Origin of the sequence: Marinobacter sp. F4206, from assembly GCF_019392195.1 — a bacterium.
Taxonomy (GTDB): Bacteria; Pseudomonadota; Gammaproteobacteria; order Pseudomonadales; family Oleiphilaceae; genus Marinobacter.
In genome coordinates, this window is record NZ_JAHXKI010000003.1 from 576,591 (window position 1) to 588,897 (window position 12,307).

Sequence of the window (12,307 nt, forward strand, 5' to 3'; positions counted from 1 at the left end):
TCAGGTTGCGGGGACTGGCGGCCTCGCCATCAAACGGGTCAGCGCACTGTCGGCGCCCAGGCCATCCTCGCCAGTCACCACGCGCAGTGCCTGTTCACGGCTCAAGACTGCTTTTCTGAAGGTTTCCAGCAGGGCCTCACGACTTACGCCCTGTACCGCCCTGGCCAGCTTTTCCCGCGAATCGAAGTCTGTGGCATTGCGGTCGATCTCGCGCCAGTACCTGCTTGAGATGTCACCGAGCTGGCGTTCCCGCTCCAGCAATTGGCTGATCACCGCCTGCTTTTCTCGATTCAGGCTAGAATCATCCAGACTGGCCAGTTGGGTTTCAAAATTCTCTGAGAACTGACGAACGGCCTGGTCAATTTGTTCCTGGCTGGCGCCCGGGGATTGAATCACAAAGCCAAGAGCCGGCGTTTCCAGGATCTCAAACGGCGTTGCGTAGACGATGTAGCCGAGCTGGCGTGTCGTGCGGATATTCTCGTAAAAAGGGCTGCTGATGATCTGCGCCAGCAGCCGAAAACGGGCCCGCTCTTCGAAGCTGGTATTATCTCCCTGCATATAAAGGGTGTAGCCGGTATCCGGGTGGTTCACATCCAGTGTCACCAGGGTTTCCTCCGGTGGTAGCTGGCGTACCCGGCTACGGTCCACTTTGGCGAAGCGACTGTCATCAAGCACAATCGCGCGGATCTGTTGTGCCAGGTTGAGGGCGTAGGCGCGACTCAGGTTGCCGTGGGCCAGCATGAGCGGGTCCACCTCCGAGAGCAGGGCTCTTGAGAAGGATTTCAGTTCATCCAGGGTCACCTGTTGCGCGGCCGCGAGCTTGTCCTCGGTGCTCCACGCACCCTCGATCAGGGCCGTCTGGATAAACTCCGATGTCTGTTCCACCGGTCGGTTCTTGGCCTTGTTCCTGAGGCTGTCGACAAGGTTCTGGCGGGCAATGTCGAAACGCTGTTGCGTCAGGTCCGGCTCCGCCACCTGCATCAGAATACGGTTGATCAGCGTGTGCAGTTTGTCGCTGTAGCCACCGACCCGAACGGTTATGCCGCGCAGGTGGGGATAAATGCTGTAATCCAGCCCGGCAAGGCGCGCCGAGTATGCCCAGGCATTGAGGTTAGTCTTTACCGCATCCACCAGCAGCTGGGTCAGGACACTGCTGCGGGCCGATACCCGTGCGGCTTGTGTGCGAAGGCTGATAAACACGTTGGCCTTGGGGGTATCGAACCGTGTATCCCGGGCAAACCAGATGTCCAGACCGTCCTGGCTGCCCAGCCGGGTGGGCTGCTCCATGGTGGGCCCCGCCACCATCGCGAGTTCCTCGGGAATAAACGGGTTGGGCTGGGGCAGTCTGAGCTGGGACGCCAGTTCCGGTCGTGAATTGCCCTCCAGGGCTTCCGGATCCAGCGCTTCCCATTGCCACTCGGCACCGTACCACTGGGTTTGTTCTGGATTCTCCAGCGCCGGTTCCGGTGCCAGAACGAAGGCCATCAGATTCTCTGGGGTCAGGTGATCCAGAATGGTCTGGTACTGCTCCGGCGCGTAGCGCTCCAGCAACCAGGGCGCGCTGAGAATGTCCTCGGGCGGATAGTGTTGAAGCTGACCCGCTAGCGCCATGGCTTCATGCACCGGTTCGCCCTGCTCACGGAAACGGAAATCGATACGGGCCAGTTGCTGCATCTCGGCGAACCGCTGTTCGCTGATGCCGTTGCTCCGGATCTCGTCGATGTAGGCGAACACCAGCGGCAGGATGTCGTCCTGGCGGCGCAGGCCTTCGGGGGTCAGGGACATGCTGATTTCCAGCGTGGCACCTTCACCCGTGTCCATTCCCTGGCCGGCCGAAAGGCTCTCTACCAGTCCGGCGCGCTTGAGCACATCGAACAGGCTGCCCGGACCTTCGTGCCCAAGCAGGTTGGCGATGTAACCCGCTGGTTTAGTGCGGTAGTTGTCCTCCTGGGAGGGAATCTGGAAGGAGAGGGTCAGGCTGCGCACGTCTTTGATGGCATCTGCAGTGACCTTGGCCGGAAGTCTGTCATCCTCGTAAAAGGCAGCCGGGTGCTTCTTGGGTTCCAGCTCACGGTTCTCGATGGCGTTGAAGCGGCTCTTCACCATCTGCTCAAGTTCGTCCAACGGCTGGGGACCATAGACCGCCAGAGTCATCAGATTGGCGGAATAACGGTCTTTCCAGAACTGGATCAGATCGGGCCGGAGCGGATTGTCGTCGGTGTTTTCCAGGGTACTGAGATTGCCCACCGCAAACTGGTTAAAGGCGTGCTCAGGATTGCTGGCCGCTTTCTTGACCGAGTAGAAGCGGCGGCCGTCCTCTTTCTGTTTGGAGCTGAATTCCGAGTGCACCGCGTTTCTTTCCCGGTCGACCAGCTCGGCGGTAAACAGCGGGGCGGCAAACTGTTCAGCAAACCGGTCCAGGGCGGGTTCGAGGTAGGGCGCTTCCACGTCGAAGAAATAGTTGGTGTCCTGGAACGCGGTGTAGGCGTTGTGGCTGCCGCCGTGGCTCTTGATGAACTGCTGGTACTCTCCCGGCTCCGGGTATTTTTCCGTGCCCAGGAACAGCATGTGCTCGAGGAAGTGTGCGAGGCCCTCCCGGTCGGCCGGATCATCGCCACTGCCAACCGCTACGTTCATGGAAGCTGCGGCCTTGTCGGCATCACTGTCGGATACCAGTATCGCGCGGAGGCCATTGTCCAGCTCCATAAAACGGTAGTCGTTGTCGTCGGCAGGGCTCTTGACCGGTGGCTGCGCCGACAGGGCCAGAGTGCTGCTGAACAGCAGCACGAGCATTGCCAGCACGGTGGCGATCGTCGAGCGGATTCGTGCGTTCCGGGGGGTACCAGTGCTCATAGGGCCTCGTTCATCTATTGAGAGTTCGGGCGTAATCAGTGCATCAACGCGTTGCGGGTACTTTCTGGTTGCTGCTCCAGGGTCTTGCGGGCCAGGTCCACGGCTTTATCGGCGTCCATTTGCCCGGACGCAATGCGCTCCAATACGGTTGCCATGATGGCGACCGATTGCCGGTAATCGGCAAACTCCGCCTGGAATGCCGAGTCGATGGCCTCGTAGACGGCCTGGATTTTTTCCTCGCGGCTGCCGGACGTTTCGGCGGTGTCGTTAATGGCCTTGAGGCAGGCGCGGGCAATGGTGATGTAGCGTTCGGTGTTCGGGTTTTCTTTCGGCATGGTGTGGCTTCCGCAGATCCAGGATTTCTGTGAACTATGATGACGCCAAGTGGCGCAATAAGTTCCTGATTATGTCATTGCTGGCGGGGTGTTTCATTGCTTTCCAGTAATCGAATGAGAGGGCAGGCACAGACCAATTCCTGTGCTAGTCTCAAAATCATTGTGTCGACATACGGGACAGGCTTCCGGCTGGAGCCCGCGTCCCGGGTTAGAGTATTAGCTCTAATAAAAACAAGAGGTTACAGAGTAAAAGCTCTAAAAAAGTTCGATACATGAGGGTTGCAATTAAGTACAATGCCGTCGTTTCCGGAAGACTCTACGACTTTGGTCTAAATGGGTGCCGGCATGGATAGACAACAAATGAGCAACAAGCAGGGTGGATAATTGATGAACTATTTCCTGACGGGTGGCACCGGATTTATTGGCCGTTTTCTCGTGGAAAAACTGCTGGCACGGGGCGGTACGGTGTACGTACTGGTGCGTGAGCAGTCCCAGGGTAAACTTGAGTTGCTGAGGGAGCGCTGGGGTGCAGACGAGTCCCAGGTCAAGCCAGTGATTGGCGACCTCACCAGCAAGAATCTTGGTATCGATGCCAAGACGATGAAAGCCCTTGAGGGCAATATTGATCATTTTTTCCACCTTGCCGCCGTCTATGACATGGGCGCCGATGAGGAAGCCCAGCAGGCAACCAACATCGAAGGCACACGAGCTGCAGTGAATGCTGCCGAAGCCATGGGTGCGAAGCATTTCCATCACGTGTCTTCCATTGCCGCTGCCGGTCTTTTCAAAGGCACGTTCCGCGAAGACATGTTCGAGGAAGCGGAAAAGCTCGATCATCCGTACCTGCTGACCAAGCACGAGTCCGAGAAGGTTGTCCGCGAAGAGTGCAAGGTTCCGTTCCGCATCTACCGTCCCGGTATGGTCATTGGTCACTCCAAGACCGGTGAGATGGACAAGGTCGACGGACCCTATTACTTCTTCAAGATGATCCAGAAAATCCGCCATGCTCTGCCCCAGTGGGTCCCGACCATCGGTATCGAAGGCGGCCGCCTGAATATCGTGCCGGTGGATTTTGTGGTGAACGCCATGGATCACATTGCCCATCTCGATGGTGAAGACGGCAATTGCTTCCATTTGGTGGATTCCGATCCGTACAAAGTCGGGGAGATCCTGAATATATTTTCCGAGGCTGGTCACGCGCCCAAGATGGGCATGCGGATTGACTCCCGTATGTTCGGCTTCATTCCGCCGTTCATTCGCCAGAGTCTGAAGAACCTGCCTCCGGTGAAACGTCTGACCGGCGCAATTCTGGACGATATGGGCATTCCGCCCTCCGTGATGTCGTTCGTGAATTACCCGACCCGGTTCGACGCCCGTGAGACCGAACGTGTGCTCAAGGACACCGGCATCGAAGTGCCGCGCCTGACCGATTATTCCGCGGTGATCTGGGACTACTGGGAGCGAAACCTGGACCCGGACCTGTTCAAGGATCGCACCCTGCGTGGCACTGTCGAAGGCCGTGTGTGCGTGGTGACCGGCGCTACCTCAGGTATTGGTTTGGCGACCGCCCAGAAGCTGGCGGATGCCGGAGCTATCCTGGTAATTGGTGCCCGTAAGCCGGAGCGCCTGAAAGAGGTGGCTGCGGAACTGGAATCCAGGGGCGCCAGCGTGCACGCCTACCAGTGTGATTTTTCCGACATGGAAGACGCCGACCGCTTTGTGGAGACGGTTCTGGACAACCATGGCCAGGTGGATGTGCTGGTGAACAACGCTGGCCGGTCAATTCGACGCTCACTGGATCTGTCGTTTGATCGCTTCCACGATTTCGAGCGCACCATGCAGCTGAACTACTTCGGTTCCGTGCGCCTGATCATGGGCTTTGCGCCAAAGATGCTGGAAAATCGCCGCGGTCACGTGGTCAATATCTCCTCCATCGGTGTGCTGACCAATGCGCCGCGCTTTTCTGCGTACGTGGCGTCCAAGTCGGCACTGGACGCGTTCAGTCGCTGCGCGGCTGCCGAGTGGTCCGATCGCAACGTGACCTTCACTACCATCAACATGCCGCTGGTGAAGACGCCGATGATTGCTCCGACCAAGATCTATGATTCGGTCCCGACCCTGACGCCGGACGAAGCCGCCGACATGGTTGCCGAAGCCATCATCTATCGTCCGAAGCGCATTGCGACCCGCCTGGGCATCTTCGCTCAGGTGCTGCATGCACTGGCGCCGAAGATGGGCGAGATCGTGATGAACACTGGTTATCGCATGTTCCCGGATTCTCCGGCAGCGGCGGGCAGCCGATCCGGCCAGAAGCCGAAAGTGTCCACCGAGCAGGTGGCCTTCGCGGCAATCATGCGGGGCATCTACTGGTAAGTAGCCAGCCCGTGCGATCAAAAAACCCCGCCTTGGCGGGGTTTTTTGTGACGGTCACTCAGGTTCTTCAATCAGGGGTGGGGGAAAGCCGCCGAGATCTTTCCAGCGATTCACAATGCCGCAAAACAGATCCGCCGTTTTCTCCGCATCATAGGCGGCGGAATGGGCCTCCTTGTTACTGAACGGAATGCCGGCCAGTTTGCAGGCCTGGGCCAGCACGGTGTGGCCGTAGGCCAGACCCGCCAGGGTGGCGGTGTCGAACGTGGAAAAAGGATGAAACGGATTGCGCTTGATATCGGCTCGCATGGCCGCGGCAAACACGAAGTTGTGGTCGAACGTGGCGTTGTGGCCCACCAGTACCGCGCGTTTGCAGTCGAAGGCTTTGACCGCCTTGCGAATGGGGGTAAAGATCTCACTCAGGCCTTCGCGCTCGGGGACCGCTTCCCGCTCCGGATTCCAGGGGTCAATGCCGGTGAAATCCAGGGCCGACTGCTCAAGGTTGGCGCCTTCAAATGGATCAATCTGCTGCAAGTGCGTTTCCCCGCGCAGAAGGTAGCCATTTTCGTCCATGGTCAGCAGCACCGCGGCCACTTCCAGCAAGGCATCCCGCTCCGGGTTGAAGCCGGCGGTTTCGACGTCAACGACGACGGGTAGAAAACCGCGGAAGCGGCGGGACATGGGATGCGGTTCTTTGTTTTCGTCAGTCACTCAAACTCCGATCATGGCCGTGTTATGAAAGGTCAGGGTGTTTACGCCAGGCGCCAGTTAACGGTTTCACCCGCTTTCAGTGGCACGATATTGCCGTCTGCCAGGGGAAGCTGCTCCGGCATGGCCCAGGGCTCCCGGACCAGGGTGATGGTGTCGGTGTTTCTCGGCAGTCCGTAGAAATCCGCGCCATTAAAACTGGCGAACGCTTCCAGTTTGTCCAGAATGCCCAGTTCCTCGAAGATCTCTGCGTACAGGCCAATGGCCCCATAGGCGGAATAGCATCCGGCACAGCCGCAGGCAGTTTCCTTGCGGTCCCTGGCATGGGGTGCGGAATCGGTGCCCAGGAAAAAGCGTGGGTTGCCACTTGCGATGGCGTCACGCAGGGCCTGCTGGTGGCGGTTACGCTTGAGAATCGGGAGGCAGTACAGGTGCGGACGAATGCCGCCAACCAGCATATGGTTACGGTTATACATCAGGTGCTGGGGGGTCAGCGTGGCGCCCAGATTATTGCCGGTGTGCTGCTGGACAAATTCCGCCGAATCAGCCGTCGTAATATGCTCCAGGACCACCTTCAGATTGGGGAAGGCTTCCATGGTGGGAGCCAGCACCCGTTCGAGGAACACTTTCTCGCGATCGAAAATGTCGATGTCGGCGTCGGTTACCTCGCCGTGCACAAGCAGCAACATGCCGCACTCAGCCATGGCTTCCAGCACCGGGTAGATATTGCGGATGTCTTTGACACCGGATGCAGAGTTGGTAGTGGCACCGGCCGGGTAGAGTTTGGCGGCGACTACGCCGGCTGCCCTGGCATCGCGAATCGTCTCTGCGGTTGTGCTCTCGGTCAGGTAAAGCGTCATCAGGGGCTGGAAATCGGTGCCGTTGGCGGCGTCCAGGATGCGCTCCCGGTAGGCTAATGCATCCGCGGTGGTGGTTACTGGCGGAACCAGGTTGGGCATGATGATCGCGCGCCCGAAGCACGCGGCGGTGGCCGGGACGACATCCTTGAGGACATCGCCGTCGCGAACGTGCAGGTGCCAGTCGTCCGGACGGGTAAGAGTGATCTGATCGGTCATGGGAGGTTTCCGCAGTTCCATCGGTGGGCCATGGCCCGGAAAAATTTTGCGAATTATACCAGAAGGGGAGAGTGTTTGTTTTTGTATCCGGGCCTAAAGAAGGTGGGGGCAGGGCCGATAACCGGAGAAATCATTGTTTCAGTTGAACCCGTTGGTCATCCGCTATGGCATCCAGCTTCCGAACATTCTCTCTTGGCCTGATCAGTGCAATGGCGCTGGGTCTGGCAGGGCCGTCAGAGGCCTCGAGCTACGGTGCCGGCATCGAGAACAGCCAGTGGTACTTGGCGGAGTCGGTTTTTGAATGCTCCCTGGTGCACGAAGTTCCGGGGTATGGCAAGGCCGTGTTCCGGCACCGGGCGGGTGAAAGGCTCACGTTTTTCCTCGAGTCGGAATCGCCGTTGATGAGGCCGGGCCGTGGTGATCTTGTTGTCGAGGCCCCTGCATGGCGCCCGGGCGTTGCCCCCCGGCCTTTGGGCAAAGTCACGGTGTCGGACGGAAACCGGCCGGTGCTGCTGGAAACCCGCAAGGCCATGGTGCTGGTTCAGGGTCTGCTTGAGGGCATGCGCCCGACGGTCACCCGGGAGTCGTGGTTTGATGGTCGCCCGGTGCGGGTTCAGGTGTCCAATGTGAATTTTGCCGACCAGTTCCGCAGCTATCGGTCCTGCACGGCCAACCTGTTGCCAGTGAACTACGATCAGGTGCGGCGCACCCGCATCCCGTTTGCCAGTGGCAGCGCCAGTCTGTCGGAGGCCGACCGCCAGTTGCTCAATAACCTGGTGACTTACGTGCTGGCGGACTCAACGGTCGAGCGGATCTTCGTGGACGGGCACAGTGATCGCCTGGGTAGTCGTATCGACAACCGGGCATTGTCCGAGGAACGGGCAAATGTGGTGGCGGATTATCTGAAGGCGCGAGGTGTTGCCGACGATATGATTACGGTGCGGGCCCACGGCGACCAGTACCCGGTATCAAGGCGGCCCTCCGATAACCGTCGCACCAATGTCCGGTTACAGCGCGAGGGCGAACGCCCGGCATTCCAGCAGGCAAACGGTTATGGGGGCGACTCCGCCGGCTGATGCCGGTCTAGTAGACCGAGTTCAGTACTTCAAGGTGGGCGGTCACGCTCTCGCCTAGCGCTTTCAGGCTGTAGCCGCCTTCCAGCGTTGAAATGATCCGGTCATTGGCGTGGTCACTGGCCACGCTGGCGATCATTTCCGTTAACCAGCGATAATCATCCACTTCCAGATTCAGTTCGGCCATGGGGTCGAGTCGGTGGCCATCGAACCCTGCGGAGATCATGATCACCTGGGGTTTGAAATCCTGCAGCTTTTTGACCCAGGCCGACTCGACGGCCTTGCGGTACTCGATGGCGGCACAGCCCGCTTCAATCGGGGCGTTGATAATGTTTGGCGCCTGCCGGTGCACGTGCGAGTGCGGATAGAACGGATGCTGGAAGCTGGAGCACATGAGAATGCGCTCATCCCCTCCGACGATATCCACCGTGCCGTTGCCCTGGTGCACATCAAAATCGATGATGGCGACCCGGTCCAGTTGATGGAAGGTGAGGGCGCGCATGGCCGCCAGAGCCACGTTGTTGTAGAAGCAGAATCCCATGGATTTACTGCGTTCGGCGTGGTGCCCCGGAGGCCGGGCGCAGACAAAGGCGTTGGTGACCTGGCTGCTCATGACCATATCCACCGCCTGGATATTCGCACCGGCAGCAAGACGGGCGGCGCGCAGGGTATCTGGCATCATGGCGGTATCGGGGTCGGTGAACACCCGGCCGCGGGTGGGTTGCATCAGGTCGAGCTGGTGCAAGTACTTTTCGGGGTGAACGGTCAATAGCTGATCACGGGTAATCTCTTCCGGTCGGACCCAATCCAGGTCTTGCTCGAGACTGGTTTCTGCGATTTGGCTGAGGATGGCCGTGATTCGCTCAGGGCTCTCCGGATGTTCCGGGCCCATGTTGTGTTTCATGCAGTCATCATGAGAAAAAAATGCCGTGGTCATACGCCTCTGAACGCCCTGAATCTGCTTTTATTTTCACCAATGTTATCAGGGAACAATACCGGCTGCCGTGTTTCTTTGGTCGTAATGGCCGCGATAGTCGTTTTACATCAATTCATCTCCGCCTAAGATAAGGTATACACTCATAAGTCATCTGATTTAGTTACATTATCACCTGTACGGCCATGAGGCCGGCGTCCAAGGAGAGCCAGCTTGAGTACCCGGTATCTGGAAAGTCTGTTTAATCCCGACTCCATCGTGGTTATCGGTGCGTCTGAGCGGGCGAACAGCCTCGGCGGTATGGTGCTGCGGAACCTCATGGGTGGCGGCTACCCCGGCAAGCTGTTGGTGGTTAACCAGAACGATTATGACAATGTGCACGGGGTTCCCTGCGTCAGAAAAGTATCGAAGATGGACTTTTCGCCGGATCTCGCCATTGTCTGTACGCCTCCTGATACCGTTGCCAAGACCATCAAGCGTCTTGGGGAGGCGGGCGTCCGGACCGCGATTGTGATGACCGGCGGCATGTCCCGGACTCACAGTAAAACCGGGCAACCGCTGATGTACTCGGTGCGTGAAGCGGCGCGGGAAACCGGGATTCGGGTACTGGGCCCGAACACGATCGGGCTAATGGTTCCGGCCCGGAGCCTGAACGCGACCTATGCCCATATGGGCGCAATTCCGGGGCGAGTGGCGTTTGTTGGCCAGTCCGGAACCATTGCCAGTTCCGTCATTGACTGGGCCTTTGCCCGAGGCGTGGGCTTCTCCTATTTTCTGACCCTGGGCGACGGCATGGACATCGATCACGACGATCTGATCGATTATCTCGCCCAGGACACCCAGACCCGGGCCATTCTTCTGCACATCGAGAACATTCCCAATCCCCGGCGTTTCATGTCGGCGGTCCGGGTGGCTTCCCGGACCAAGCCGGTGATCGCGGTCAAGTCTGGTCGGGTGCCGGAATCGGAGTGGTTTCCCCATGCACTACCGGACGGTTTGACCCGCAGTGATCCCATCTACGACGCCATGCTGCAGCGGGCCGGTGTACTGCGTGTGGATGGCCTCGGGCAGATGTTCGATGCCCTGGAAACCCTGACCCGTATGCGACCACTGCGTCGCGAGACTCTGGCAATCATGGCAAACGGGGTTGGTCCCGGCGTCCTCGCGGTGGACCGCCTGGCCGACCTGGGGGGAGAGCTGGCGCAGTTGTCGGAACAAAGTATCGATGCGCTGGCGGAGCTGTTGCCGCCCTACTGGACGCGGCGCAACCCCATCGACCTGAACTACGACGCCTCGCCCGAACTCTATGCCAATGCGATCCGGATTCTTGCCAAGGACCCCGAGGTGGCCAATGTTCTGGTGATGTATGCGCCGAGCCTGACGGAAGACAGCCTTCAGATTGCCGATGCCGTGGTCCAGGCCTCCAAGGGGACGCGCCTGAACGTGTTTACCTGCTGGCTCGGCCAGAGCACGGTGATGGATGCCCGGGAAGAGTTCTATCGGGCCGGGTTGCCGTCCTTCTTCAATCCGGAGAAGGCGGTGATGGCGTTCATGCAGCATGTCCGGCATCAGCGCGTCCAGCGTCTGCTAACGGAGACCCCGGAATCCTTCACCGATCATTTTGCCGATCGGAGCCACACCCGCCGCGTGGTCATGAAGGCTCTGCGGAACGGCCGAAAGCATCTGTCCAACCGGGAGGCCCGGGATCTGATCGACGATTACGGCATCAGCACCATCGAGACCATGTACTGTGATGACATGGAGGAGGTGCTGGAGGTTTTTGCCGTGGAGCGGCGCCCGGTTGATATCACCATTATCCATGAGCAGGGCTGTCACCCGTTCCTTGATCTCAGCCCGACCCAGCGTCGGTACAAGGGCACCATCCAGAAACTGAACAGCGAGGCGGCCATCATGGATGCCTGTCGCTATCTCATGGAAGAGTATCAATCGCATTTCCCGCAAAGTGGCTTCCTGGGCTTTGCGGTCCAGCGCTCTTACCAGCACGTCGGGGGAATCGAGTTCAGCGTCGGCATCACCCGCGACCCGCTCTTCGGCCCACTGGTTGTGTGCGGTGCGGCCGGGGCGCAGATCAACGTGATGACGGACCGCCAGATTGCGCTGCCACCGTTGAATATGGTGCTGGCCAGGGAGCTGCTGCGCCGGACCTACATGTACAAGTTGCTGAAAGAACACAGCCTCAAGCCGGAGGAGGATATCCGGGCGGTATCCGAAACCCTGGTCACCCTGTCGCAGATCGTGATCGATATTCCCGAGATCCAGGGGTTGGAAATCTCCCCACTGTTGTTCAATGAGCAGGGCTCGGTGGCGGTCAATATTGCCATCAACCTTGCTGAAAAACCGGGTAAACCGATCATTCAGCCCTACCCGAGGGAGTTGGAGGAATGGATTGTGCTGCCGAAGTCAGGACGCAGGGTCATCATCCGCCCTGTGCTGGCCGAGGACGAGCCTGCCCATCGGGCTTTCCACGAGCTGCAATCCCCGGAATCCATCCGCTACCGCTTCTTCCAGTACCGCAAGCACTTCTCCCGGGAAGACGTGGCCCAGATGGTGCAGATCGATTACGACCGGGAGATGGTATTCATTGCCAACGCGCCGCGGGAAGATGGCGAAGGGGAAGAGACTCTCGGTACCGTGCGAACCTGGACCGATGCCGACAATCTGCAGTGCGAGTTTGCGGTGATGGTGCACGACCGGATGAAAGGCGAGGGCCTGGGTGTCGCGCTGATGCAGAAGATGATCGACTATTGTCGGGCTCGAGGGACCGTGGAGATGGTCGGTGATGTGCTGCCCGACAACCGGCCCATGTTGCAGCTGGCCGAGCACCTCGGTTTCGAGATCAAGTACAACACGGAAGAAGAAGTAATGGACCTGCGCCTGGTGCTCAACGAACCGGAGAAAGACTGGCAGCGGGAGCGGTTGGGCAAGAGCGTCCACTAG

General features: G+C 59.1%; 8 protein-coding genes. 3 read left to right on the forward strand and 5 right to left on the reverse strand.

Annotated features, from left to right (window positions below):
• Together KZO34_RS15815 and KZO34_RS15820 are read right to left on the reverse strand one after the other, a co-directional pair.
• The gene (locus KZO34_RS15815; protein ID WP_219477800.1) at nt 1-2,853 is read right to left on the reverse strand and encodes an insulinase family protein; all 2,853 of its coding nucleotides are present in this window, start codon (nt 2,851-2,853) and stop codon (nt 1-3) included.
• Between the two features lie 35 nt (nt 2,854-2,888).
• A complete protein-coding gene (locus KZO34_RS15820; protein ID WP_219477801.1) occupies nt 2,889-3,188 on the reverse strand; it encodes a hypothetical protein in 300 nt (99 codons plus the stop codon).
• 387 nt (nt 3,189-3,575) lie between these two features.
• Here KZO34_RS15820 and KZO34_RS15825 point away from each other — a divergent pair, with 387 nt between their 5' ends.
• A complete protein-coding gene (locus KZO34_RS15825; protein ID WP_219477802.1) occupies nt 3,576-5,561 on the forward strand; it encodes an SDR family oxidoreductase in 1,986 nt (661 codons plus the stop codon).
• A gap of 54 nt (nt 5,562-5,615) precedes the next feature.
• On the opposite strand, the gene rnt is transcribed toward KZO34_RS15825, so the two are convergent.
• Together rnt and pyrC are read right to left on the reverse strand one after the other, a co-directional pair.
• The gene (gene rnt, locus KZO34_RS15830) at nt 5,616-6,269 is read right to left on the reverse strand and encodes a ribonuclease T (RefSeq protein ID WP_219477803.1); all 654 of its coding nucleotides are present in this window, start codon (nt 6,267-6,269) and stop codon (nt 5,616-5,618) included.
• 41 nt (nt 6,270-6,310) lie between these two features.
• On the reverse strand, nt 6,311-7,342 hold the full coding sequence (gene pyrC / locus KZO34_RS15835; RefSeq protein ID WP_219477804.1) for a dihydroorotase: 1,032 nt from the start codon (nt 7,340-7,342) through the stop codon (nt 6,311-6,313).
• A gap of 164 nt (nt 7,343-7,506) precedes the next feature.
• On the opposite strand from pyrC, the gene KZO34_RS15840 reads away from it, so the two are divergent.
• Nucleotides 7,507-8,418 (forward strand): flagellar protein MotY, encoded by a 912-nt coding sequence (locus tag KZO34_RS15840; protein WP_219477805.1) that lies wholly within the window; start codon nt 7,507-7,509, stop codon nt 8,416-8,418.
• A gap of 7 nt (nt 8,419-8,425) precedes the next feature.
• On the opposite strand, the gene KZO34_RS15845 is transcribed toward KZO34_RS15840, so the two are convergent.
• Entirely contained in the window at nt 8,426-9,352 is a 927-nt protein-coding gene (locus KZO34_RS15845) for a histone deacetylase family protein (protein ID WP_219477806.1), read from the reverse strand.
• A 210-nt stretch (nt 9,353-9,562) separates the two neighbouring features.
• On the opposite strand from KZO34_RS15845, the gene KZO34_RS15850 reads away from it, so the two are divergent.
• On the forward strand, nt 9,563-12,307 hold the full coding sequence (locus KZO34_RS15850) for a bifunctional acetate--CoA ligase family protein/GNAT family N-acetyltransferase (protein WP_219477807.1): 2,745 nt from the start codon (nt 9,563-9,565) through the stop codon (nt 12,305-12,307).

What these genes read in the sequence shown, in the direction of transcription:
- KZO34_RS15815 (WP_219477800.1), bottom strand. Translation starts at nt 2,853, where the DNA reads ATGAGCACTGGTACCCCCCGGAACGCACGAATCCGCTCGACGATCGCC.
- KZO34_RS15820 (WP_219477801.1), bottom strand. Translation starts at nt 3,188, where the DNA reads ATGCCGAAAGAAAACCCGAACACCGAACGCTACATCACCATTGCCCGC.
- KZO34_RS15825 (WP_219477802.1), top strand. Translation starts at nt 3,576, where the DNA reads ATGAACTATTTCCTGACGGGTGGCACCGGATTTATTGGCCGTTTTCTC.
- pyrC (WP_219477804.1), bottom strand. Translation starts at nt 7,342, where the DNA reads ATGACCGATCAGATCACTCTTACCCGTCCGGACGACTGGCACCTGCAC.
- KZO34_RS15840 (WP_219477805.1), top strand. Translation starts at nt 7,507, where the DNA reads ATGGCATCCAGCTTCCGAACATTCTCTCTTGGCCTGATCAGTGCAATG.
- KZO34_RS15845 (WP_219477806.1), bottom strand. Translation starts at nt 9,352, where the DNA reads ATGACCACGGCATTTTTTTCTCATGATGACTGCATGAAACACAACATG.